The sequence below is a fragment of the Komagataeibacter diospyri genome (assembly GCF_006538165.1).
Classification (GTDB): Bacteria; Pseudomonadota; Alphaproteobacteria; order Acetobacterales; family Acetobacteraceae; genus Komagataeibacter; species Komagataeibacter diospyri.
On record NZ_BDLU01000014.1, the window covers coordinates 1 to 25,671 of the forward strand.

General features: G+C 60.2%; 18 protein-coding genes and 2 pseudogenes. 15 read left to right on the plus strand and 5 right to left on the minus strand.

Annotation, left to right across the window (positions count from 1 at the left end; genetic code table 11):
- A pseudogene (locus tag MSKU9_RS02055) lies at positions 1–124 on the plus strand (IS5/IS1182 family transposase); the annotation flags it as partial.
- On the opposite strand, the gene MSKU9_RS02060 reads toward MSKU9_RS02055, so the two are convergent.
- Entirely contained in the window at positions 111–314 is a 204-nt protein-coding gene (locus MSKU9_RS02060) for a hypothetical protein (RefSeq protein WP_141259696.1), read from the minus strand. The pseudogene MSKU9_RS02055 and the gene MSKU9_RS02060 overlap by 14 nt on opposite strands.
- A gap of 94 nt (positions 315–408) precedes the next feature.
- Here MSKU9_RS02060 and MSKU9_RS02065 point away from each other — a divergent pair, with 94 nt between their 5' ends.
- From MSKU9_RS02065 to MSKU9_RS02075, 3 genes are all read left to right on the plus strand, one after another.
- Complete coding sequence (locus MSKU9_RS02065; protein ID WP_141259697.1) at positions 409–1,896, plus strand: peptide MFS transporter; 1,488 nt, start codon at positions 409–411, stop codon at positions 1,894–1,896.
- 17 nt (positions 1,897–1,913) lie between these two features.
- Positions 1,914–2,657 (plus strand): CDP-diacylglycerol diphosphatase, encoded by a 744-nt coding sequence (locus tag MSKU9_RS02070; RefSeq protein ID WP_227002319.1) that lies wholly within the window; start codon positions 1,914–1,916, stop codon positions 2,655–2,657.
- Between the two features lie 178 nt (positions 2,658–2,835).
- A complete protein-coding gene (locus MSKU9_RS02075) occupies positions 2,836–3,636 on the plus strand; it encodes an SDR family NAD(P)-dependent oxidoreductase (RefSeq protein WP_162851898.1) in 801 nt (266 codons plus the stop codon).
- A 21-nt stretch (positions 3,637–3,657) separates the two neighbouring features.
- Here MSKU9_RS02075 and MSKU9_RS02080 read toward each other — a convergent pair whose 3' ends face one another.
- On the minus strand, positions 3,658–4,125 hold the full coding sequence (locus MSKU9_RS02080; protein ID WP_141259698.1) for a DUF3574 domain-containing protein: 468 nt from the start codon (positions 4,123–4,125) through the stop codon (positions 3,658–3,660).
- Positions 4,126–5,068: 943 nt separating this feature from the next.
- Between MSKU9_RS02080 and MSKU9_RS18880 the strand changes: the two are divergent.
- Positions 5,069–5,209: pseudogene (locus MSKU9_RS18880) on the plus strand (IS5/IS1182 family transposase); the annotation flags it as partial.
- Positions 5,210–5,399: 190 nt separating this feature from the next.
- Here the strand turns inward: MSKU9_RS18880 and MSKU9_RS02085 are convergent.
- Complete coding sequence (locus MSKU9_RS02085) at positions 5,400–5,786, minus strand: VOC family protein (RefSeq protein ID WP_141259699.1); 387 nt, start codon at positions 5,784–5,786, stop codon at positions 5,400–5,402.
- Positions 5,787–5,960: 174 nt separating this feature from the next.
- Between MSKU9_RS02085 and MSKU9_RS02090 the strand changes: the two genes are divergently transcribed.
- On the plus strand, positions 5,961–6,650 hold the full coding sequence (locus tag MSKU9_RS02090; RefSeq protein WP_141259700.1) for a YfdX family protein: 690 nt from the start codon (positions 5,961–5,963) through the stop codon (positions 6,648–6,650).
- A 51-nt stretch (positions 6,651–6,701) separates the two neighbouring features.
- Here MSKU9_RS02090 and MSKU9_RS02095 read toward each other — a convergent pair whose 3' ends face one another.
- Complete coding sequence (locus MSKU9_RS02095; protein ID WP_141259701.1) at positions 6,702–7,169, minus strand: hypothetical protein; 468 nt, start codon at positions 7,167–7,169, stop codon at positions 6,702–6,704.
- Positions 7,170–7,556: 387 nt separating this feature from the next.
- Between MSKU9_RS02095 and MSKU9_RS17830 the strand changes: the two genes are divergently transcribed.
- Together MSKU9_RS17830 and MSKU9_RS02100 are read left to right on the plus strand one after the other, a co-directional pair.
- A complete protein-coding gene (locus MSKU9_RS17830) occupies positions 7,557–7,724 on the plus strand; it encodes a con-10 family general stress protein (RefSeq protein ID WP_154670657.1) in 168 nt (55 codons plus the stop codon).
- A 225-nt stretch (positions 7,725–7,949) separates the two neighbouring features.
- Positions 7,950–8,483: a DUF4142 domain-containing protein gene (locus tag MSKU9_RS02100; protein ID WP_141259702.1), complete on the plus strand. Its 534-nt coding sequence runs from the start codon at positions 7,950–7,952 to the stop codon at positions 8,481–8,483.
- Between the two features lie 500 nt (positions 8,484–8,983).
- On the opposite strand, the gene mgrA is transcribed toward MSKU9_RS02100, so the two are convergent.
- Complete coding sequence (mgrA, locus tag MSKU9_RS02110) at positions 8,984–10,009, minus strand: L-glyceraldehyde 3-phosphate reductase (RefSeq protein WP_141259704.1); 1,026 nt, start codon at positions 10,007–10,009, stop codon at positions 8,984–8,986.
- A gap of 265 nt (positions 10,010–10,274) precedes the next feature.
- On the opposite strand from mgrA, the gene glgP reads away from it, so the two are divergent.
- The 7 genes from glgP to treY all read left to right on the plus strand — a co-directional run bounded on the left by glgP (position 10,275) and on the right by treY (position 25,627).
- Complete coding sequence (gene glgP / locus MSKU9_RS02115; RefSeq protein WP_141259705.1) at positions 10,275–12,782, plus strand: alpha-glucan family phosphorylase; 2,508 nt, start codon at positions 10,275–10,277, stop codon at positions 12,780–12,782.
- A gap of 228 nt (positions 12,783–13,010) precedes the next feature.
- Entirely contained in the window at positions 13,011–14,633 is a 1,623-nt protein-coding gene (glgA, locus tag MSKU9_RS02120; protein ID WP_141259706.1) for a glycogen synthase GlgA, read from the plus strand.
- Positions 14,634–14,697: 64 nt separating this feature from the next.
- A complete protein-coding gene (glgB, locus tag MSKU9_RS02125; protein ID WP_141259707.1) occupies positions 14,698–16,917 on the plus strand; it encodes a 1,4-alpha-glucan branching protein GlgB in 2,220 nt (739 codons plus the stop codon).
- On the plus strand, positions 16,914–19,028 hold the full coding sequence (gene glgX / locus MSKU9_RS02130; RefSeq protein WP_141259708.1) for a glycogen debranching protein GlgX: 2,115 nt from the start codon (positions 16,914–16,916) through the stop codon (positions 19,026–19,028). Before glgB ends, glgX begins: the two co-directional genes overlap by 4 nt.
- Positions 19,025–20,806: a malto-oligosyltrehalose trehalohydrolase gene (gene treZ, locus MSKU9_RS02135; RefSeq protein WP_141259709.1), complete on the plus strand. Its 1,782-nt coding sequence runs from the start codon at positions 19,025–19,027 to the stop codon at positions 20,804–20,806. The genes glgX and treZ overlap by 4 nt, the downstream gene beginning before the upstream one ends.
- On the plus strand, positions 20,799–22,886 hold the full coding sequence (gene malQ, locus MSKU9_RS02140) for a 4-alpha-glucanotransferase (RefSeq protein ID WP_141259710.1): 2,088 nt from the start codon (positions 20,799–20,801) through the stop codon (positions 22,884–22,886). The genes treZ and malQ overlap by 8 nt, the downstream gene beginning before the upstream one ends.
- Complete coding sequence (gene treY / locus MSKU9_RS02145) at positions 22,883–25,627, plus strand: malto-oligosyltrehalose synthase (RefSeq protein WP_141259711.1); 2,745 nt, start codon at positions 22,883–22,885, stop codon at positions 25,625–25,627. Before malQ ends, treY begins: the two co-directional genes overlap by 4 nt.
- The last annotated feature ends 44 nt before the right edge of the window (positions 25,628–25,671 follow it).

The window sequence follows — 25,671 nt, forward strand, 5'->3', positions numbered from 1 at the left end:
TCTCATTGAGAACTTCTTCTGCAAGCTCAAGGAGTTCAAGCGCATCGCCATGCGCAGCGAAAAAACAGACAGATCATTCGAAGCCATGATCTATCTCGTTGGCGCAATCATCAATTCAAGATAATTCCCAACAGGCCCTGAACAAAAACAATAAAATTTTTTTTGGGTGCCGCTTCCGTTCCAGAGAGGCGGCGTTCGCTTAAGCTTCTGGAAAAAGCTTCACCAAAAATCTCTTTCAATTTTAAGGTAATGTCATGAGATGATTTTTCAAACGGTCCCTTGGAATCACTCCCGTGTAGTGTCCTGTCCATCATGAAAAGTCTTTTTGAAAAAAGTGGCAATTCAGGAAGTCTTTATGATTTTTTATCAATGGTTTTTTGTTGAAACAGTTCTTTAAGGCCGGTCCGGATGCATGATCCTGACGCCACATCGTCCCGTAAGGACCGTTCCGCAGCGTTTGGCGTCGTACTGGCCATGGAAACATGGGAACGGTTCGGTTTTTACGGCATGCAGGCGATCCTGCTGCTGTACATGGTCCAGAAGCTGGGTCTACGCGATACGCAGGCCAATATGCTGTGGGGCAGCTTTTCCGCCCTGACCTACGCCGCGCCGGTTGTGGGCGGGTGGCTGGGGGACCGGGTCACGGGATCGCGGCGCACGATGGTGGCCGGTGGCATTGTCCTTGCCGTGGGGTATCTGCTGCTGGGGGAAATGGGGGGCAGTGCGCGCGCCCTCTATCTGGCCATGGGTGTCATTGTTGTCGGCAACGGCCTGTTCAAGCCCAATTCGTGCAACATGGTGAACATCATATACCGGGGGCAGGACGAGAAGCTGGATGTGGCCTTTACGCTCTATTACATGGCCATCAATGTCGGTTCGACCTTTTCCCTGTTCCTGACCCCCTGGTTGCAGCAGGCCTACGGCTGGGGGGCAGCATTCGTGTCCTGCGCCGCAGGGCTTGGGCTGGGAACGGGCTGTTATTTCCTGCGCCGTGCGCGTCTGGTCCATATCGGTACGGACCCGGATTTCCGTCCCGTGCCGGTATGGCGCGTGCTGGCGGTTGTCGTGGGAATGGGGGCTGCGGTTGAACTGGCTGCGCGTGTTTTTGCCTCCACGTCCATTCAGGGGGGGCTTGTCGTTGTATCCGGTATTCTGATCCTGCTGGCGTGGGTCATGGTGTACAGGCGGGCGGCCGCCGCGGAGCGGCCCGGGCTGAAGATCATGTATCTGCTGACGTTCGAAGTAGCGCTGTATTTCGTTTTCTACCAGCAGATGGTGACATCGCTCACCCTCTTCGCCCTGCGCAATGTCGGCAAGGATTTCATGCTGGGGAGCATGCATCTGTTTTCGCTTTCAGCGGGGCAGTTCCAGGGCTTCAATCCGTTATGGATCATGTCGGGCACCCCGATGCTGGTCGCTGCGTATGCCGCGTTGGGACGACGGCATATAAACATGGGCATCGCGGTCAAATTCATCATCGGTTTCGGGTGTGTGACCCTGTCGTTCCTGATATGGTGGGGTAGTGTGGCCCTGTCGGCATCGCCCCTTGTTTCACCATGGGTGATGCTGGTGGGGTATGGCCCGCTTTCACTGGGGGAACTGATGATCAGCGGCCTTGGCCTTGCAGCAATCGCCCGTTATGTGCCCGCGCGCATCAGTGCCTTCATGGTGGGGTGTTATTATGTGCTGATCGGGTTTGCCATGTATGTCGGCAGTCTTGTCGCCAACATGGCGGCTGTCGATACATCCGCCCCGGCCAGCATGGATGCCGCGCGGACACTGGGGATTTACGGTGATCTGTTCCGGTCCCTGACCGGCCTTGCGGCGCTTGCCACCCTGGTCTTCGCCCTGCTGCTCCCACTGGTCAGGCGGTGGGAGCGTCAGCAGGCGTATTGAGGGGCAGGTATTGCGGCATGAACAGGATGCTATGGGTCGCGGGCCTGCTGGTGGGGGGACTGGTCTGTGGCCGTATGGTGGCCGGTTCGCATTCCCCGGATGTGTTGTGGCATATCGTGCATGAGCAGTGCGTGGCGCATGCGGGTGCCGGTCCGTGTGAGAAAACCGACCCGCATGCCGGTTACGCCGTGCTGAAGGACCGTGTCGGGATCGGACAGTACCTGCTGATCCCGACGCAGCGTATAACGGGCATGGAAGATCCCGCCATTACGCGTGGGGATGCGCCGGATTACCTTGCCTATGCATGGCAGCAGACGGTGCGGGTCAATCACAGGCTGTCCCATTCCCTGCCGGCGGAGGACATGTCCCTGGCCATAAATTCGGTCTATGGTCGCAGCCAGAACCAGCTGCATATTCATGTTGATTGCATCCGCCCCGATGTCAGGGCTGCATTGCGTCAGGCGGTGCCGCATCTTGGTCCGGGCTGGACCACCCTGCCGCTGTATGGCCATGCCTATCGTGCCCGGCTGCTCAGTGCGCCTGACCTGTCGGGTGTGCGGCCTTTTGCGCTGCTGGCGCGGGACATGGCCGATCCCACGCGGGAAATGGGGCGGCATACACTGGTGATCGCGGGTATCAGGCAGGCTGATGGAAAACCGGGTTTTGTAATGCTTGATGACCATGTCGACCTTGTGCATGGCGACCGTGCATCCGGGGAGGAATTGCAGGATCATACCTGCCAGATCCAGTCCCAGCCCTGATTGCATGTGGTTTTATGCTGGCCGACGCCATGACAGGTTCCGTTCACATTTTCCTGTAGCAGGGGCACGTTGAACCCGCTGGCGTATAAAGCCGTTGCAACATCCGCCCCCGCTGGGGCAGGACGGGTATGTTGTCTTCTTTCTGTAATCCGGACCTTTTGTCATCAAGGAAATATATATGTCTGGTGTTCCCCTTCCATTTTCAGGAAAAGTGGCCGTCGTAACGGGTGCTGCCGGTAATATCGGCCTTGCGACGGCAACCCGTCTGGCCCGTCAGGGTGCCGATCTGGCGCTGCTGGATGTTGATGCGGCCAAGCTGGAACAGGCACGTGCCACGCTGCTTGAACATGAAGTACGTATCAACATCTATACCTGTGATGTGACGGACAGCGAACAGGTCCGCCAGACGGTCGAAACCGTGGTGGCGGAACTGGGTCAGATTGATTTCCTGTTCAATAATGCGGGCTATCAGGGGGCCTTTGCCCCGGTGCAGGATTATCCGGAGGCTGATTTCGCCCGTGTCATGCAGATCAACGTGGTTGGTGCGTTCCACGTGCTCAGACATGTTTCAACACATATGGTCGCGCGCAAATTCGGCCGGATCGTCAATACGGCCAGCATGGCGGGCGTGCAGGGACCGCCCAACATGGCGGCCTATGGGGCATCCAAATTCGCTATCATTGGCCTGACCGAGGTCGCGGCCAAAGACCTTGCCCCCTATAACATCCGCGTCAATGCCATAAGTCCTGCCTTCATGGGACCGGGTTTCATGTGGGACCGGCAGGTAGAACTGCAGGCAAAGGCGGGCAGCCAGTATTTTTCCACCAATCCCAAGGAAGTGGCGCAGCAGATGATCGGCAGCATTCCCATGCGCCGTTATGGCAACATCAACGAAATCCCCGGTGTGGTGGCGTTTCTGTTCAGTGACGATTCCAGCTACATGACCGGTGTCAATCTGCCAATTTCCGGCGGTATCTGACCCTGTTATCCCGGCGGGCTGTCAGAAGGTGTCACAGCCTGCCGTAATGACCACGCCCACGGCCTGCTGCTGGAAACGGGTGCGGTAAATCTGGCGGATGGCGTCAAGGCGGTCAGCCAGATCGGGGGCGGGTGAGGTTACGATCCATACAATCCGGCCGGGTTCACGCCCGATCTGCCCGCTTTCGCGGTCCTGCCATTGTCCTTCTACCCGCAACACGGACAGTCCGGTGGGAAAGCGTGGTGTCACCGTATCGCGCAGGAAGGTATTCCATTCCCGTTTCGTAACGCGTCCGCCATGGGGACGGTTCAGGCCGAACAGCAGTGATATCCGAACATCCGGCTGCGCATGCAATGCCGCGCAGGTTGATCCTGTCGCATCGGTTATGACGGGAGGGGCAGGCAGACCATGCGCCCTGCCGGGATGATCCCATCCTATTGTCTCCAATAATATCAGCAGGACAGGCAGGATACGCCGATATGCCGTCATTATTCATTCTTCCGCAAAGAATACAGGCCGGAAGACAGGATAGTATATCCAAAGCCATCCAGCCAGAGCAGAAGAAGGGGCATGATAGAGTGCGGCACAACTCCGGTTTCTGCCTGCCAGCGGTTATCACATCCGCCCGCGTGTACCATGCCATCGGGTGGCGTGGAAATTGAAAGCGTCCGGATTGTCTTTGATGATGACAGGCTCTAAAGGGTGCCCTGAGATCTGGCATATTCCGTTTTTTTCTGAATTACTGGTTCCAGGCCCATGGGTTTTTCTTAGGGATGTTTTTTAAAGGATAGTACAAGTTTCAGGATGTCATATTTGTTTAAGGCGGTATTTTCTTCAATATTATGAAGAATCTTCACCAAAAAAACTTTTTATGATTTCAGGATATTTCCTGAGCAGGTTTTCAGGCACCTTCGGTTTCACGGCGCGAGCTGACCCGTCGGCATGTGACAATGTTCAGTATATTGTGGGTTGAAATGGATTGCTGGTCCGCATTTTCTATATGCTGCAATTTATCAATAATTCTTGTTTTTATATTATAAAATCAATAAAAATATAAGTATTTGAGTATTATTGTGTATATAAATCGGCCTTGACTAGAAAGAAAATATTTTCCTTCAGGTCGTCGTATTTTAGGCCATATTTCTATCAAATTCTCCTGTAAAAAACCGGAAAGTGTGGATTATTTATATATGTGGGCAGGTATTACATGTTTGGTTCATATATTATCATCTATTGTTAGAAAAATAATTGAAAATATTGCTTGTGGCCTGGCCAAAAATTAATTGAGTGATTTCAGCCGGTGACGATTCACGGGTTTGCAACAACCTGATGAGATCATGTTGGCCTGTAATGAGAAATCACTCATGCGCAGTATTGATGCGGTGATCTGGAATATGCAAGTGACCTGCATGATACGGAACGGGTCCTGATCGCCCCACTGATGCCACGGAGAAAGTGGCTGTGCCATCCCTGGCGCGCGGACCTTGCACAACCCGGTCAATGGATTGTCAAAATCGTCAGGCGCTCCGACAGGACCGTGGGTTTTGTCGTTCTGCCAAAACGCTGGATCGTGTTGTGACATGACCCTGTATCTGCACCGTGCGGGAATGTTCGATCCGTATGCGCTTCGCCTGCAGCATGGTGTATCCCCTGCATCTCGGTATCATAGGCGGAAGCAGGGGCACGTATTATCAGGGGTATCAGGAACATACGTCGCGTGACGGTGATCGTTCCCCTGATACAGCAATAGCTGTGTCGTTTCTTTACGCTGGCGGGACGCGATACATGGCGCACAGTTTGTTGCCAGCCGGATCACGCAGATAGGCAAGGAACAGATCACCGGATTCATGGTGGCGGATGCCCGGCGGGTTTTCACACGTCACGCCACCATTGGCCACGCCTGCCGCGTGCCATTTGCGCACCGCATCTTCCGAACGGGCGTGCAGACCGATTGTCCCGCCATTTGCTGCGGTTGCGGGCTGGCCATTGACGGGTTTGGTCACGACCAGGCGGCCGGTGCGATCGGCGTAAACCAGTCGGCCCTTGGCATTGATTTCTGACGGCGGCACATCAAGGGCTTCAAAGGTGCTGTCATAGAATTTTTTCGAGGCTTCAATATCGTTCGAACCGATTACGATATGGGTAAACATGAAAGTTTCCTCTGTTCTGTCCGGAAGCAATCATTGCATAAGCCGCGACAGGGCGGCAACCACGCCGGAACGCGGAATAAGCGTGGACCATTGAGCAATTTTTTGTAACAATACCCGGTGAAATCAGCGACAAGGCTGATTAGTGACCTGATATGTTTACTGAAAAGGAAAACCATGCGTCTTATTACTTCACTGGCCGTCGTGACCGGACTGGTTGCAGCACCGTTTGGTGCGCATGCGGCATCGCTGCGTACGGACTGGGAAAAATACAAGGTAACCCGTGCGTTCAATCATCTGTCCGCTGATGGACAGCGCGCGATGGCTGATATCCTGAATGCGAAGCAGATCCTTGACGGGGGCCAGACCGACGCTGCCATTCCCGCATTGTACGACGCGACAAAGCGCCTGACCGCTGCAGGTAAGGCGAACAGCAAGTTCATTGCCGCTGAAAACAGCCTTCAGCCTGCCCCGCAGCATCCCGCAGCCAACGGGCATGTCGTGGGTACGACGCCGGTGGCATGGGTGCCGGTTGGTGGTGAAGTCATTGGTAGCGAAACGCTGGCACCGGAAAAGAAGACGGCCATTTCCACCGCCAATACCCAGTTGAAGGCAGGCAACACCCAGCAGGCGGCGCAGACGCTGCAGGTTGTCGCGGAAGATGCCGACTTCATCATGGCGATCACGCCGCTGGACCAGACGCTGGGTGCGGTGAACCGTGCCACCGTCTTTACCGAAGCCCGTCACCCGAAGGAGGCATCGGCAGCTTTGCAGCAGATTATTGACAATCTGGTATTCGTTTCCGAAGACTTTGCTGAAACTGCCGTTCCCGATCAGGGGCAGAAGCAGGCCCCGGCGAAGAAATAAGCGACTGACTGCCGGATCCCGCGCATGCCGCGGGATCCGGTTCGGTGGAGGTCATTCATCTCCACCGACTTTTTTCTTTTCGCGTTCGGCATCCACGCTCATGCGCTGGAATACGCCAAGGGACACGACAATCAGTGTCGCCACTACCAGCAGGCTGGCAGGATACAGTATATCGGCAGGTTCGCTGGTATTGGTTTCAAATACACCCACCAGTCCTTCTATGAACACCGCAATGATAATGGTGGTAATGAACTTGGTCAGGCTGGCGCGGGCTTCGCCCAGGCTTTTCTTGCCACTTGTCTGGATAACTTCTTCCTCAACAAAATATTTTGCCACGTCGAACACTGCGACCGCAATAACGACATAGCTTATGGCCTGTAATATGGCATTCCGGCCTGCATGCCACGAATGGCCCAAAGCGGACAGAAGGCCGATCATCCCGAATGTCAGCAGCAGCAGCGCAAGCAGCATCAGCATGACACTGGCGCAGGCAAAGGCAAAGCGTGACAGATGTTGCATGGACGGCTTCCGTCATTCCTGTAAGGGGGGGGCAGTTTACGGTCCGGCATATCGTATGGAAATGAGATGGCACCCTGCACGGGCGCGCGCTCGCACAGTCATGATTTTTTTCACATGCGACTGGTATGCAACGATTTCAAGATGCGGACAGGTTATTGCCAGTGAATTTTATATTGTGAATTCGATACATAATTCATGAATGCGTAAGGGAATATTATTTTTTTATTTTGTACGGCAGGGCCGGAACCGCCTGCATCCTGCCCCGTCTACCTGTTCACAGCGCGTATCTTCAGGATTGCTTCCCCACTACAGACCTACCGGAGCAAGGGGAAAAACAAGGATCCCATATGCGGTTGTAATCTCGAAAACCGGGAAAGGTGAACGATCATGGTTTATCGCATCAACCTGCACGAACGCACCAGTATCATTACCATGGCTTCTGTCGGCACTTGCGGTGGCGCTACGCACAATCCGGGTAATTTTTATGAAAACCCGCAGCGCACGGCGAAGGCCGGGCAGAAGGATGCCTGCATGACAACGTCCGCGCATACGTAAAAACCTGAACATGCGTGCGGGGCCTGTACGGCTTCCGTGTTTTTCGGGCAGATGGTCAGTCTGGCTGGAACTGCTGATGCGGTTGGCAGCCCGCCCTGGGCGCCCGGCATGACGATCTGACCCGGGCCGTGGATGAACGGGGGCAGGGGTCATGCGTCCGTTCGTTGTGATGATGGCCTGGCTGCATGGAACAGGTCTGTTTTTCAAATATCTGGAGTAATCCCAATGAAGAAAAGCATGATGGCAATGCTGGGGTTGGCTGTATGCATGTCCGTTCCCGCCGTGGCGCAGTCCATACCGGAAAAAACGGGAATCAATTCCCTTATGGGTGTCGCCCCGCGTACGGAAGATTTTGTCAAGATCGCGACAATCAGTGACATGTATGAAATCCAGTCCAGTGAACTGGCATTGCACAGCCATGATACCGCCCTGACGGATTTCGCGACAAGAATGATCGCGGACCACAAGAAAACATCCGCCGCCCTGCAGGATCTTCTCCATAGTGGCAGCGTGCAGATACAGCAGCCGACCGCATTGGATGAAACCCATCAGGACGAACTGGACAAGCTCAAGACCCTGCATGGACGCGATTTTGCACTACAGTACAGAAGTGATCAGGTGTCAGCACACGAGGATGCCGTGTCCCTGTTCCGCCGCTATGCTGAAAATGGCGAAAACGCCGCCCTGAAGACATGGGCAGCCAATACCCTGCCAACACTTGAAAACCACCTGCAGGCGGCAAGGTCACTTCCGCAATAGGGGACGGGGGCACCGTGTCCATGTCATGCTGTTTTTTTCGCACAATGGTGATTCCGCACTACCCTGCCGGGTGCAACTTTCCGCAATGCATGCTGTTGAAGCCGGATATCCGGTAAAGGATGGTTCCAATGAAGTATTCATCAAATGGAAATCCGCGGGATGGACGTGCCCCTGTTGATCCCACTCACGCCCCGCCCTTCACAACGCCCGAGCAGAAACGGCATGGTTTTATTGTCGGTTGCATGGTCGTATTCTTCGTCACGCTGATCGCAATGGTATGCTGGTTCTTTCCGCAGATTCCGCCGCCCAAATTCTGACATGCCGCCATGAACACGGAAACACGCATGACCCGAATGCCGGTCCACAAGGATCGGCATTCGTTTAATAAATCCCATGAACTATAAAGAAGCTCCTTGGGAAGGTTTTTTCAAAAGCTGCAGAAAACGCCGCCTTTCAAAAAAACGCGGCATCCGGAACTTTTATTTTTCAACAGGCATGCCCTACAGCGTGCTGACCGCACGCCACAGGTCGATTTTACCATCACGTGCATACTGGTCGATCAGGGCAAGTTCTTCCGTGCTGAAGGACAGGTTGCCCAGCGCATCCAGAGAATTGTCCAGTTGCGCTACATTGCGTGCCCCGATCAGGGCGGAAGTCACGCGCGGGTCACGCAGCACCCACGCAATGGACATCTGTGCCAGGCTCTGACCGCGTTTTGCGGCGATATCGTTCAGCGCGCGGACATGGTTCAGGTTTTCCTCGCTCAGCATATCGGGATTGAAGGAAGAACCCGCCATGGCACGCGACCCTTCCGGTACGCCATTGAGGTATTTGTTCGTCAGCAGTCCCTGTGCCAGCGGAGAAAATGCAATACAGCCCACGCCCAGTTCCGCCAGCGTGTCCAGCAGGGATACCTCGACCCAGCGGTTCAGCAGGGAATAGGACGGCTGGTGGATCAGCAGCGGCACGCCCTCTGCACGCAGCAGTCCGGCGGCTTCGCGGGTGCGTTCGGGGCTGTAGGATGAAATGCCGACATACAGCGCCTTGCCCTGACGGACCAGTTGCACAAGCGCCCCGACCGTTTCTTCCAGCGGGACATCGGGGGTGGGACGGTGTGAATAGAAAATATCCACGTAATCCAGCCCCATCCGTTTCAGGCTCTGTTCGGCGGAGGCAAGGATATACTTACGCGACCCGCCAGCCCCGTAAGGGCCGGGCCACATATCCCACCCGGCCTTGGATGAAATGAGCAGTTCATCACGATACGCGGCAAGGTCATGTTTCAGGATCCTGCCGAAATTTTCCTCGGCCGATCCGTAGGGCGGGCCATAATTGTTCGCCAGGTCAAAATGCGTGACCCCGCGGTCAAACGCCCGGCGAATGACCGCGCGCCCGGTTTCGAACACATCTTCCCCACCAAAATTATGCCATAGCCCGAGTGATATGGGGGGCAGGTCAATACCCGAATGGCCGCAGCGGCGAAATGGGGCATGTGCATATCGCTGTATATCAGGAACCCATGTCACGGTATTTCTTCCTTCTGTCCGGTGGGGTAGGGGATGGAGCCTGTCGCGCCCGGTGTATTCCGCATGTGCGGGTACGGGCGAAGCACAGCAGGATGATTGATCCCGCCTCGCCGCCTTTTGTCCATAAGGCGCGCATGTGCATTGAACCGTCAATGCCGCGTGGCAGGCTTCGTGCAACTGCCCCGTTCAGGGTGCGTTGCCTGCAGGCCATGTAATGACGGGCGTCTGCCATACATGTTCCCGATCCCAGCAGGAATGTAGCGCCATGAGCGATATGACGCCACCATGCAGCACCGGTGATGAACAGGCCGTGATCGATCTGGCGCTGGACCTGCACTGGACATGGAATCATGCCACGGACCGGCTGTGGCGCCAGCTTGCACCCGATATATGGGACCATACGCATAATGCGTGGACCGTGTTGCTCAACACGCCGCGCAGCCACCTGCGCCGCCTGCTGGCAACGCCGGATTTTCGTGACATGCTGGCGCAACTGGTTCAGGCTCATGCCGGGAGCCAGAAAAAACCGGCATGGTTTACGCAGGTCTGCACCCGTACCCCGTCACCTACCATTGCCTATTTCAGCATGGAATACATGCTGGATGAGGCCCTGCCCATCTATTCCGGCGGCCTGGGCAATGTGGCAGGGGACCAGCTGAAGGCCGCCAGCGACCTTGGCGTGCCGGTCGTGGCCGTGGGGCTGCTTTATGCGCAGGGATATTTTCGGCAGGGTTTTTCCGCCACCGGGCAGCAGGAAGCCCTGTATCCCATCAATGATCCCGCCCAGCTGCCGCTTTCCCCGGTATGCGATGGCAATGGCGACCGGCTGCGCGTGCCGTTCCGGATTGCAACGGGGCAGGTCTGGCTACGCGCATGGCGCGCACGGGTGGGGCGGACGGCACTTTACCTTCTGGATACCAATGATCCCGATAATCCCCCTGATATCCGCTGTATTACAACGCAGCTTTATGGTGGGGACGATACCCTGCGCCTGCGTCAGGAACTGGTGCTGGGCATCGGGGGATGGCGCCTGCTGCGTGTGCTGGGGCTGCGGCCTGATGTCTGTCACCTAAACGAAGGCCATGCCGCCTTTGCAGCCCTTGAACGTGCATGTGGCCTGATGGAAGACCTTGGCATTCCGTTTGCCCATGCCCTGACCATTGCGCGCGCGGGCACGGTCTTTACCACCCATACCGCAGTGCCTGCGGGATTTGACCGCTTCGCCCCGGAACTGGTCCGGCGGCATCTGGACTTTTACGCCCGGCATGACCTGCGTACCGACATTGCCGAGATTCTTGTGCTGGGGCAGGGCGATGGCGCATCCCCTGATACCGCCTTCAACATGGCCTGGCTGGCGTTGCGTGTCAGTTGCGCGGTCAATGCCGTCAGCCGCCTGCATGAACAGGTCAGCCGCAGCCTGTTCAACCCGCTGTTCCCCCGCTGGCCACAGGTTCAGGTGCCGGTATCCCATGTCACCAACGGGGTGCATGTACCCACGTGGGACAGCGCCGCCGCCGATGCATTGTGGACCAGTGCCGCGGGCAAGGACCGCTGGCTTGGCACTCTGGATGAGGTGGAGCATGGCATCCGCGCCATCCCCGCCCATGATCTGTGGCATACCCGCACGCAGGCCCGTGCGGCGCTGGTCGGGTTCATCACAGGACAGCACAGCGCGCGTTCATGCTTCACGGGTGGGCAGCATGATTGCGGCATGCCGCCGCCGGGGTTCGATCCGGATGTCCTGACCATCGGTTTCGCACGCCGCTTTGCTGCCTACAAACGCCCTGACCTGCTGCTGCATGATCCCGACAGGCTGGCCCGCATCCTGACCGGTGCGGACCACCCCGTGCAACTGGTGGTCGCGGGCAAGGCGCATCCGCAGGACATGGCAGGGCAGGCCTTGATTACGCGGTGGATGGATTTCATCCGGCGGCCCGACCTGCGTGGCCATGTAACGTTCCTGGTTGATTATGACATGTCCATCGCCCGGCGGCTGGTGGAAGGGGTGGACCTGTGGGTCAATACGCCCCTGCGCCCGTGGGAAGCATGCGGTACCAGTGGTATGAAGGTACTGGTCAATGGTGGCCTGAACGTGTCCGAACCCGATGGATGGTGGGCCGAAGCGGGCGCGCCGGATGTCGGCTGGGTCATCGGGGATGGCATGGATCATGGCGAAGGCCCCCAGCGTGACGCGCATGATGCGGATTGCCTGTACACCCTGCTGGAAAACGAAATTGTCCCCCTGTTCTATCAGCGAGACGGGGCCGGAATTGCGCAGGGATGGGTTGCGGTCATGCGTGAAAGCATGGCCCGGCTGACCCCGCGTTTTTCGGCTAACCGGGCAGTGCGCGACTATACGCAGCGGTTCTACCTGCCGGCCGCTGCCGCCTACCGCGCGCGTCTGGCCGATGGTGGGGCGAAAGCGGCGGCCATCGGGCGCTGGCAGCAGGCACTGGCGGCACGGTGGCATGAAATACGCTTTGGCGCGCTGCAGGCTGCACGCGTGGCGGACCGCTGGCGTATCAGTGTCGGGGTACATCTGGGATCGATTACGCCGGACATGGTGCAGGTGCAGCTTTACGCCGATGGGACCGCCGGGACGCCGGTCATCGTTCTGATGACACTGGTGGCGGGCGTGGCGGACGGGCAACTGACCTACAGCGCGGAAGTGGATGCCGCGCGTGCCGCCACGGATTATACGCCACGGGTCGTGGGCTTTCACCCCGATGCGTCCATTCCGCTGGAAGCCGCGTTCATCACATGGCAGAAATAGGTGCGGTCCCTGCGCGGTGAAATAATAATGGCCGGACTATATTCAGGAATGCCGTCACATAATTGCCATTTTCATTATACTCCTGAATTCTGAAAAATATTCATAAGTAATGGAACGCAGATACACGATCACATAACCGTGTTGGTGAGACCATGCAGTCCATGCCCCGTTAACTGTCCTAGAACCAGAAAATATGACCGGTTTTTCCCCCTGCAAGGAAACAGGCCGATGGTCCGTGCGGTTACCACCTTCTTTTCCCCGATCCGGCTGCTGTCCGTCACGGCAGAGATGTTTCCCTTCGTCAAGACGGGGGGGCTGGGGGATGTGGCAGGTTCGCTGCCTGCAGCCCTTGCCCCCTATGGTGTCATGGTCACGACGCTGCTGCCGGGGTATCCTGCGGTCATGGCGGCAGCGCGCGAACGGCGGGTGGCGGCCCATATGGACAGCCTGCTGGGACATGCGGTCACGTTATGGTCCGCAACCGTCGCGGGGTTGGACCTGCTGATCCTGGACGCACCCGACCTGTTTGACCGTCCAGGCAACCCCTATATGTGCCCCGATGGGCAGGACTGGTCTGATAACGGCATCCGTTTTGCGGTCCTGTCGCGCATGGCCGCTAATATCGCGCAGGGCCACATCGACCAGTACCGTCCCGATATCGTGCAGGCGCATGACTGGCAGGCCGGGCTTGTGGCGGCGTACCTGCATCATGACAGCATCGCGATGGGAACGTCCCGCACGCCAGTGGTCCAGACCATCCACAACCTTGCGTTTCAGGGGCGTTTTCCTGCGACCTGCCTGACGCAGTTCGGCCTGCCACCCGAAGCGTTCTCGGTCGAAGGGTGCGAATGTTATGGCGCGATCAGCTTCCTCAAGGCCGGGCTGTATTATTCCGACCGGATCACCACCGTTTCCCCCAGCTATGCGCAGGAAATCCAGACGCCTGAGGGTGGTATGGGACTGGACGGCCTGCTGCGTCATCGCGGCGACAGGCTGGAAGGCATCCTGAACGGCATCAACACCGACATCTGGAACCCTGCCAGCGATCCGGCGGTACATTTTCCCTACGTGGTGGGGGACATGATCGGGCGCGTGCCCAACAAGCGTGACCTGCAGGCGCAGTTCGGCCTATGGGCTGACCCGAATGCCTTTGTGGTCGGCATTGTCAGCCGCCTGACTGCGCAGAAGGGCATCGATCTGCTGGCTGATGTCACGGACCGCCTGCTGGCGGGCAATACCCAGATCATTGTAGTGGGGGAAGGGGACCGGGATATAGAACGCGATCTTGTCACCCTGAACCGGCGGTTCCCCGGACGGTTCGCATGCCATATCGGGTATAGTGAGGTACTGGGCCACCGCGTGCCCGCGGCCGTGGACGCGCTGCTTATCCCTTCGCGCTTTGAACCCTGCGGGCTGACCCAGCTTGGGGCGCTACGTTACGGGGCCGTACCGATTGCATCGCGGGTGGGGGGACTTGCGGATACCATCGTAGATGCCAACCCGGCGGCACTGGCGCGAGGTGGGGCAACGGGGTTCCTGTTTGCACCTGTGGATGGGGAAACACTTGTCGCCGGCGTTAACCGCGCGCGTGCCCTTTACCGTCGTAACCGGGCGGCATGGCGCCAGCTTCAGCACAATGGCGCAGGGTATGACGTGTCATGGAATGACAAGGCCGCGCATTACGTCATGCTGTTTGCCGAAGTGCTGGGCATGGACCTGTCCGCACCTGCGCGCTCCAATGTGATCTGCCTGCCTGGTGGGGCGGATATGGGCATGAGCCTGCGTGAAGGCCGCAGGCGTACCATTGCCCGGCGACCGCCCCGCCTGTCCCGTCCACTGGCCGCGCCATGACCGGGGCGCGGCCACAGCTGTTCGACGGCGTCATTACATAAATACAATAATATAAGGCCAAGGCATGAGGATCAGGCACGATGCAGCCCACTATTCCCTTCCCAAAGGCGTTGATGACCTGGTGCATGGACGCAGCCCCGACCCGTTTTCCATCCTTGGCCGACATAATATGGGCAAGGTCGATGTCATCCGCGTTTTATATCATGACGCGGCCCGTGTGCGCCTGGTGGTCGAACGTCCCCGTGCGGGGGTCATGGAACGACCCATGCGGCGCATGGGGGAAACCGGGCTGCATATCGGCACGATCCCCGCGGGTGCGCGCTATCACCTGAAAATCCAGTGGGCCGACGCGGTGGAGGAAACGGACGATCCCTACGCCTTCGGCCTGCTGGTGGATGAGGCGGACCTGCACCTGTTTTCCGAAGGGCGGCATCCACATCTTGACCGTGTCATGGGTGCGCAGCCCATGGTGGTGGGCGGGACGGCGGGTGTGCGCTTTGCCGTATGGGCGCCCAATGCGCGGCGGGTTTCGGTCATCGGGGATTTCAATTTCTGGGACGGCAGGCGTCACCCCATGCGCCTGCGCCACGGGGCGGGAGTATGGGAACTGTTCATTCCCGGCCTTGGTCCGGGTGAGCGGTACAAGTTCGAGATCATGACGCGCGAAGGCCATATCCTGCCACAGAAGGCCGACCCCTTCGCCCGCTTTGCCGAACGCCCCCCCGCCACCGCGTCCGTCATTGCTTCCCCCGCGCCCTTTGCATGGCGGGACCACGACTGGATGGAACAGCGCACGGCACGGCAGGCGGAGGATGCGCCCATCACCATATACGAACTGCATGTTCCCTCATGGCGCAGGCCGCAGGGTGATCCAGACCGCATCATGACATGGCGTGAACTGGCGGCGGAACTGATCCCTTATGTGATGGAGGCGGGTTTTACGCATGTGGAACTCATGCCCGTGATGGAATACCCGTTTGGCGGATCGTGGGGGTACCAGCCACTGGGCCTGTTTGCACCGTCCGCACGCCACGGGACGCCAGCGGATTTCGCGGCTTTTGTTGATGCCTGCCACAGCGCGGGCATTGGCGTGATACTGGACTGGGTGCCGGCCCATTTTCCAAATGACGTCCATGGTCTGGTCAATTTTGATGGCTGCGCACTGTATGAACACCAGGACCCGCGCGAAGGGGTGCACCGGGACTGGAACACCCATATCTACAATCTTGGCCGGCATGAGGTACGCGGCTTCCTGATCGCCAGTGCGCTGATGTGGCTGGAACGCTTCCATATCGACGGGCTGCGGGTCGATGCGGTGGCGTCCATGCTGTACCGTGATTACAGCCGCAGGGATGGGGAATGGATACCCAACATACATGGCGGCCGCGAAAACCTGGAGGCCGTGGCCTTCCTGCGGCAGCTGAACCAGGCCGTGCGCGACACCATTCCCGACGCCATTACGGTGGCGGAGGAATCAACCGCGTGGCCCGGCGTTACCCGGCCGGTGGAACACGGCGGGCTGGGGTTTTCATACAAATGGAACATGGGCTGGATGCATGACAGCCTGCGGTTCTTCGCCCGTGATCCGTTATGGCGGGGTTATCACCTGCCGGAAATCCTGTTCGGGCTGGATTATGCCTTCAGCGAGCGGTTCATCCTGTGCCTGTCGCATGACGAGGTCACGCACGGCAAGGGATCACTGCTGTCGCGCATGCCCGGAGACAACTGGCAGCGCCACGCCAACATGCGGCTGTTCCTTGCCTTCATGTGGGCGCATCCGGGCAAGAAGCTGGTTTTCATGGGTATGGAATTCGCGCAGGAAGGCGAGTGGTCGCATGATGGCCAGCCGGAATGGCATATCCTGACTGATCCGTTCAAGTCCGGCACGCTGCGGATCGTGACCGACCTCAACCACATGTACCGCACGTTGCCTGCACTCCATGCGCGGGACTGCGACCCCACGGGATTCGCGTGGGTCATCGGTGATGATACGGCCAATACGGTCCTTGCATGGCTTCGTTTTGCCCCCGGCCATGTGCCGGTCCTTGTCGTGCTCAACATGACGCCGGTCGTGCGCCATGACTATCGTGTGGGCGTGCCGGTGGGCGGGGCATGGCGCGAATGCCTCAATTCCGACGCTACCGAATATGGTGGCAGCGGGGTGGGCAACGGGGGATACGCCATGGCGACGGATCACGCGGCCCACGGCCACCCGTGTTCGTGCGTTCTGACACTGCCGCCGCTGGCCGCCCTTTACCTTCATCCGGCGGGGGATGGATCATGACGCGTTTTCCCTCATCGCTCATGCCCGGCACGCCTACGCGCCTTGGCGCGCACTGGGATGGCATGGGTGTCAATTTCGCGGTGTTTTCCGCCAATGCGCAACGGATCGACCTGTGCCTGTTTGACCCGCGCGACCGGCGCGAGATCGCACGCTTCCAATTGCCTGAATACACCGATGAAGTCTGGCACGGCTACCTGCCGGATGCGGAACCGGGGCTGCTGTACGGCTTTCGCGCCTTCGGGCCATATGACCCGGTAAACGGGCATCGGTTCAATCCGCACAAGCTGCTGATCGACCCGTATGCCCGTCGCCTGACCGGCCCGATTTCATGGTCGGACATGCAGTTTGGCTATCGCCTGCATTCACCACGTGCCGACCTGTCGTTCGACCGGCGCGACAGCGCGCCCTACATGCCGCGCTGCGTGGTGGAAAATGACGCGTATGAATGGGAGGACGACGTCCTGCCCCGCGTGCCATGGGACCGTACCGTCATCATGGAAGCCCATGTAAAGGGGTTGACCATGCGTCGGGAAATGGACCGCAATCCCCAGCCCGGTACGTTTCAGGCGCTTGGTGCGCCGGAAATGATCGCGCACCTGCACCGGTTGGGTGTCACCACCATCGAACTGCTGCCCATCCAGTGCTTCGCCCCCGAACGCTATCTGCTGGAACGCGGGCTGACCAATTACTGGGGATACAATACGCTGGCGTTTTTCGTGCCGTATGCAGGCTACCTTGCCAACGGTTCGCCGCATGAACTGCGCGCCGCAGTCCGCAGGCTGCACAAGGCGGGGATCGAGGTTGTGATGGATGTTGTCTACAACCATACCTGCGAAGGCAGCGAACTGGGGCCGACCCTATGTTACCGGGGGCTGGACAACGCCACCTATTACCGTCTTGTGCCGGGGAATGAACGCCACCTGATAAACGATACCGGGTGCGGCAATACACTCAACCTGTCACACCCGCGCGTATTGCAGATGGTGCTGGATTCCCTGCGGTACTGGGCGAATGAATTCCATATCGACGGCTTCCGTTTCGACCTTGCCCCGGTGCTGGGGCGCGAGCCGTATGGATTTGACCCGGGATCGGGGTTTTTCGATGCAATCATACAGGACCCTGTCCTGTCCAAACGCAAGATGATTGCCGAACCATGGGATCCGGGGCCGGGTGGGTACCAGTTTGGCAATTTCCCGCCCGGCTTTGCCGAATGGAATGATCGTTTCCGCGATACCACGCGCCGGTTCTGGCGGGGGGATGCGATGCAGCAGGGCGAAATGGCGGCCCGTATCGCAGGGTCGGGCGACCTGCTGGACAAGCGGGGACGCAGGCCGTGGAGTTCGATCAACATCCTGACCACGCATGACGGATTCACGCTGGAAGATGTGGTCAGTTATGCAGGCCGGCATAACGAGGCCAACAAGGAAAACGGACAGGATGGCCACGCCGAGAACTACAGCGCCAACTGGGGCGTGGAAGGGCAAAGCGATGATCCCGCCATCATCAACCTGCGCGGGCGCATACAGCGCGCGATGATGGCGACCCTCATGCTGTCCCACGGCACGCCCATGCTGCTGGCGGGTGATGAGTTCAACCAGACGCAGGAGGGCAACAACAACGCCTACTGTCAGGATAACGACATAAGCTGGCTGGACTGGAGCCGTGCGGAAACACCGGCGGGGCAGGTCATGATCGGGTTCGTGGCCCGGCTTGCGGCGCTGCGGCGGGGGCATGCCTCGCTACGGGCCACGCGTTATATGCACGGGCGGCACCATCCACTGCCCGACCTGCCCGATATCGGCTGGTTCCGCCGGGACGGTTCCCCCATGGGGCAGGAACAGTGGGGCGAGGAAGCTTTTCACCTGCTGGGCGTGCGGCGCGCCAGTACGGAAGCTGACCGCGTGGACATAACTTACATGCTGCTTAACCCCGGTGGTGATGACATCCGCGCCGTACTGCCGGGACCGGCGGGACGATGGACGCTGCTGCTGGACACCACCCGGCCCGAACAGCCGGAAACGGCGCTGGATGAAGCAGCGCACGATGTTGTCGTGCCCGCACACGGTCTGGTGCTGCTGTCAGTCGCGCCGGATGCGGAGGACACGCCATGAACCGCTATTTCCAGCACCCCCGCCACGCCGGGGCGACGGTGGTTGATGGCGGGCATACGCGTTTTCGCCTGTGGGCACCGTCATGCGACACGGTCGCGCTGGAGGTGGAAGGCCATGCCCCGGCCCCGATGTCGCGGCGCAAGGGAGGATGGTACGAATGCGTCTTTCCCTGCGGCCCCGGTGCACGCTACCGCTATCGTGTCGCCCCTGACCTTGCAGTACCTGATCCCGCGTCGTGCTACCAGCCCGATGACGTGCATGGGCCGAGCGTGGTGATCGATCCCGGTGCCTATGACTGGCAATATCCGCGCTGGTCCGGGCGGCCATGGCATGATGCGGTGATATATGAACTGCATGTCGGACTGCTGGGCGGATACGCTGGTGTGGTGCGCGAACTGCCCCGTATTGCAGCCCTTGGGGTAACGGCCATCGAACTCATGCCCCTGTCGGAAATACCGGGGGGACGGAACTGGGGCTATGACGGCGTGCTGCCCTATGCCCCGGAATCCGCCTATGGCCATCCCGATGATCTCAAGGCGCTGGTCGATGCGGCGCATGGGCATGGGCTTATGGTGTTTCTGGACGTGGTGTACAACCATTTCGGGCCGGACGGGAATTACCTGGCGTCTTATGCCGCACCATTTTTCCGTGCTGACCTGTCCACACCATGGGGCGCGGCCATTGATTTCCGGCAACCAGCCGTTCGGACATTTTTTGAAGATAATGCGCTGTACTGGCTGATGGAATTCCGTTTTGACGGATTGCGGTTTGATGCAGTGCAGGCCATTGCCGAACGTAACTGGCTGTGTGAACTGCCCGCGCGCATCCGCACCCGGACCGAACCGGGGCGACATGTCCACCTGATCGTGGAAAACGAGAATAATGACGCGGGCCTGCTGCGCGCGGGCTATCGTGCCCAGTGGAATGATGATGCCCACAACGCCCTGCATGTCCTGCTGACGGGGGAAGATGAAGGATATTACGCCAATTTTACCCCCGACCCCATAGCCGCCCTTGCGCGCGTGCTGGCGGAAGGCTTTGCCTTTCAGGGGGAAATATCGCCTGTTACCCATAAACCGCGTGGCAGCCCCAGTGGCGACCTGCCGTCCGACCGGTTCATTATTTTCCTGCAGAATCATGACCAGATCGGCAACCGGGCACTGGGCGAACGGCTGAACGTCCTTGCTTCGGAACCGGCGTTACGCGCGGCTTACGGGCTTGTGCTGCTGTGCCCGCAGATCCCCATGCTGTTCATGGGAGAGGAATGGGGATCACGCCAGCCTTTCCTGTTTTTCACCAGCCATACGCCCGGTCTGGGCCGGATCGTGCGTGATGGGCGACGGAAAGAATTTGCGGCGTTTTCACATTTTGCGTCCGAGACGATGCGCGACACCATCCCCGACCCCAATGCGCCGGAAACCTTTACGGCGTCGCTGTTGCACGACGCGGAACGTGATGCGCCGGAGCATGTGGCGTGGGCTGCGTCCATCCATGACCTGCTGGCCCTGCGGCATCGCTGGATCATGCCCCGCCTGGCGGGCGCCCGCGCCATGGGGGCGCAGGTGATCGGGCCAAAGGCGGTGGTGGCGCGGTGGCGCATGGGGGATGGCACGGTGCTGGCCATTGCGCTCAATCTGGGGTCTGCATCCGTTCCTATGCCCGATGCGCCACGGGGGCAGTGCCTATATGCCCAGCCCATGTTGGAAACCGACGGGATTTCAGACGTTCTGCCTGCCTGTGCCGTCATGGTCTGTCTTGCCGAGGTGCCCGATGAATAACCGTGATCTTGTCGATCGCGCCCGTCATGCCGGGCTGAGCATGCGCTGGCGTGACGCGGCGGGGCAGATCCACCGTGTTTCCAACGAAAGCGTGCGCCGGCTGCTGGCCGTGCTGGAGGGGCATGGCCTGCCCGGCAGCACGGGCGGCCTGCCGCCCATGGTGGTGACGGTGGAAGGGCAGGTCACCCCGCTGACCCTGCCTGACAATACGCAGGCGACCCATTTCCGCCTTGAGATGGAAAGCGGGGATGTGGTGGAGGGGCCATTGCGCCGCATACGCGGGCGGCCCGCGCTGCCGCCATTGCGGTTATGCGGGTATCACCGCCTGTCCATCGGCCTGCATGTCACAACCCTTGCGGTGGCTCCGCTGACCTGTCCCACCGTTGGCACGCGGATGGATGGGGCGGGGCCAGACCGGCCATGGGGGCTGGGCGCGCAGGTTTACAGTCTGCGCACGCCCGGCGATGGCGGCATGGGCCATCTTGGCGCGGTGGCGACGCTTGCACGTCTTGCAGCGGCGCGGGGGGCGGATGCGCTGGCCATAAGCCCGGTCCATGCCATGTTTGCCGCGCGCATGGAGCAGTACAGCCCGTATTCGCCTTCCACGCGTCTGTTTCTCAATGTCCTGCTGGCGGATCCACTGGCGGTGTTTGATACCGCGACGGTGCAGGCGGCGGGACTGCGGAATGGCAGGGCCTATGTCGATAAGGTCAGGATACTGGAGGATGCGCCCCTGATCGACTGGCCACAGGCCGCTGCCCGGCGTTATGAACTGCTGCGGCGGCTGTACGATGAACGGATCGTGCCAAATCCCCCTGCCGAACTGGCCCAATTCCGCAAGGCATGTGGGACGGCATTGCAGCAGCATGCCATATTTGAAACCCTGCATGCCTATTTCACCACCCGTGGCGGACGCGGCGGGGACTGGCGGCAGTGGCCGCTGGCAATGCGTCACCCCGACAGCCCGGAGGTCGCGCGTTTCGCCCATGAATTCGCCCATGACGTCAGCTTTCATGTGTTCGTGCAGTGGCTGGCCGCCAAAAGCATGGAACAGGCATGTGGTGCCGCGCGCGCGGCCGGCATGCGCATTGGCCTAGTGGCTGATATGGCTGTGGGTGTTGACCCTACCGGCAGCGAATGCTGGGCGCGGCAGCAGGAATTCCTGGTGGGTGCGTCCATCGGTGCGCCGCCCGATGCCCTCAGCCCGGTGGGGCAGGACTGGGGACTGACCACCTTTTCCCCCGCCGGGCTGCAGGCGGGGGGCTACCGCGCCTTTATCGAAACGGTGCGCGCGGGGCTGGCCCACGGGGGCGGGCTGCGCATTGACCACGTCATGGCGCTGGAACGGTTATGGGTCATACCGCAGGGGGGGACATCGGCTGAAGGGGCTTACCTGTCCTTTCCGGTACGTGACCTCATGCGGCTTGTGGCGCTGGAGGCGACGCGCGCCAATGCCATCGTGATTGGCGAGGATCTGGGCACGGTCACCTCCGCCTTTCGTACCATGGCGCAGAAACACGGTATCATGGGCATGAACGTGCTGTTTTTCGAACGTACGCCACAGGGGGCCTTCAAACCGCCGGGCACGTGGTCACCCGGCGCGACTGCCATGACAACGACGCACGACCTGCCTACCGTGGCGGGCTGGTGGCAGGGAACTGATATCGACTGGCGCGTGAAGCTGGGTCAGATGGCTCCGGGCGTGGATGGCGTCACCCTGAATGACGAGCGCGAGAATGACCGCACCGCACTGTGGGCGGCGATGGTGGGGCAACGTGGCACGCAGCCACCCGACCCGGCCGCGCGCAGGAAGCCGCCTGCGGAAAAGCCACCCGCCACCGCCGATGGTGCCGTAAAGGTGGTGGATGAAGCCATAGGCTTCGTTGGCCGCGCGGCATGCCCGCTGGCTGTCATTCCGATAGAGGATCTGCTGGGCCTGAATGAACAGCCCAACCTGCCCGGCACCACGACCGGCCACCCCAACTGGTGCAGGCGGTATCCGGGCATGACCGCGACCCTGCTGTCCGGTGTGGATGCGCGCCGGCGTTTCGGTCGGCTGCGGACGGGACGGTCGTCATGAACAGCGGTCACGGCGCACCATCGGTGCGGGCGACGTACCGCCTGCAGTTCCGGGGCGGCATGACGCTGGATGGCGCGACGGCCCTTGTGCCGCAGCTTGCGCGGCTGGGCATCAGCCATCTTTATGCCTCGCCACTATCTGCCGCACGCCCCGGCTCCACGCATGGCTATGACACGATCTGCTATGACCGGATCGATCCTGTTGTGGGGGATGAGGCGGCGCTGGCGCGACTGGCCGCACGGCTGCATGCCCATGGCATGGGGCTGATTGTCGATATCGTGCCCAACCACATGGCGGCGGACGGACATAACCCATGGTGGATGGATGTGCTGACATGGGGGCGGGCATCGCCGCATGCCAACTGGTTCGACATCGACTGGGACGTGCCGGATCCCGATATCCACGGGCGCGTCATGCTGCCCTTCCTTGACCGGCCGTTTGATGACGCGCTGGAAGCCGGCATGCTGGCGTTGCGTCATGATGACGACAGCGGGCTGTTTTTCATCCATCACCATGACCACCGCTTTCCGCTGTGTCCCACTGGGTATGCATCCCTTCTGGCGCGTGTCGATGCGCCGGGGGAACTGCTTGCGGCCTTTACCACCGTGGCCATGCGCGCAGGCCCGGGGCCGGAGGCGGATGCAGCGGTGGGCAGGCTGCGGCAATGGGGGACAACTGATGCGGGCAGGGTGGCCATGGCCCGTATCGCCATGATGCATGATGGCACGAACCTGTCGGGCCGCGCGTGCCTGACGGGCGTGCTGGCGGGGCAGGCATGGCAACTGGCGTGGTGGCGGGATGGGGCGTTGCGTCTGAACTGGCGGCGGTTTTTTGATATTACCGGCCTTGTCAGCCTGTGTGTCGAACGTGAAGAAGTGTTCGACGCCGTGCATGGCTATGTTTTTTCCCTGTACCGGCGCGGACTGGTTGATGGCCTGCGCGTGGACCATATCGACGGGCTGGGCGCGCCCGCGATCTATTGCCAGCGCCTGCGCGCCCGGCTGGATGCCCTGACACCCGACCGGCCAGAGGACGCATTGCCCGGTGGGGCGGTCTATGTTGAAAAAATCCTGATCGGGGGGGAAAGCCTCCCCACCGCATGGCCGGTTGATGGCACCACCGGCTATGACTTCATGGATCAGGTATCCGCCGTGCTGCATGACGCCCATGGAGCCGGAGTGCTGGACCGGCTATGGGCCGGGTGCGGTCCCGATGCCAGACCCCTTGGCCAGATCGTGCGGGCGGCGCGCACCTATCTGCTGGAACATGTCTTTTCCGCGGAATTCGGCCATCTGGCTACCCTGCTGCGGCATTGCCTGCCGGACGGGGACGGATCATGGGCGGCACAGGACCTGCGGCCCGTGCTGGAATGCCTTCTGCTGCAGTTTCGTCCTTACCGCACCTATTTTGGCGATGAGGCCGTGCAGGAGCATGGGGCGGACAGCATGGTGCTGGATATGGCGAAGACAGCGGCATGCCGCACCACGACCGGGGATCAGGCCATGGTGGTGGGGGACATCACGCGCCTGCTGTCGGCCTGTCCCGAACAGGCGCCGCCGCCCGTCGTGCGGCGCGCGCAGCAGGCGTTTGAACACCTGACCGCGCCGTTGGCGGCCAAATCGCTGGAGGATACGGCATTCTACCGTTACGGCCGCCTGGTGTCGCGCAATGAAGTGGGATCGGACCCCGCAGTACTGGGCCTGCCGGTCGCGGCCTTCCACGCGTGTTGCCTGTCGCGGCAGGCGCGGTTTCCCCATGCGCTGCTGGCGGGTGCGACCCATGACCACAAACGCGGGGAAGATGTCCGCGCGCGCCTTGCGGTGCTGAGCGCCATGCCCGGGGAATGGGAACGGCAGGTGCATGAGTGGTTTGCCCATAACCACGCGGCAGGCCGGGGCGGTCCGGACCGCATTGATGAGATCATGCTGTACCAGACACTGGTGGGGATCTGGCCGCTGGAGCCATTTGCGAATGATGCGGAACGGCTGCATTTCCGCAGGCGCATCCAGCAATGGCAGATCAAGGCCCTGCGTGAGGCCAAGCGGCACACCGGCTGGATCAGTCCCGATATGGTGTATGAAGACGCCTGCGCCGGCTTTGTGGACCGCCTGCTGGACCCTGTTGTATCTGCATCATTCCTGCGGCAGATGGCGGGATTTGTGAGCCGCATCGCCCCGGCGGGCGCGGTGAACGGCCTTGCGCAGACGTTGCTGCGCCTGACCGTGCCGGGGGTGCCGGACCTGTATCAGGGGTGTGAGCTATGGGATTTCAGCCTTGTTGATCCTGATAACCGCGCGCCGGTCAATTTTGATTACCGTGCGGGACTGCTGGAACACGCCACCAGTTTTGCTGCAGCCGCGACCGACTGGCGCACGGGGCGGGTCAAGCAGGACATGATCCGCCGGATCCTGGCGTTTCGCCAGAATTATCCCGACCTGTTCACCTACGGCACCTATGAACCGGTGGAAATCACGGGACGGGACCGCAGCCACGCCATTGCCTTCCTGCGGCGACAGGGGGGGATCCGCCTGCTGGTCGTAGCACCCCGCCTGCCACAGGCGTTGGGAGTGCAGGCGGCGGATCTGTCGGTGGGGCGCGATGTCGACCTCGGGCTTGAACTGCCGCAGCTGCATGGGCCGTGGCACAGCCTGCTGGGGGATGTGCCACGGCAGGTAAGGCATCCGTTCATGCGCGGGCAGGTGCCGCTGGTCTGCCTTGTGCACCACGCGGTGGGGGAATAGGGCTGCGGCCTGTCCTGTTGCCGACGGATCTTGCGTCCGGTCAG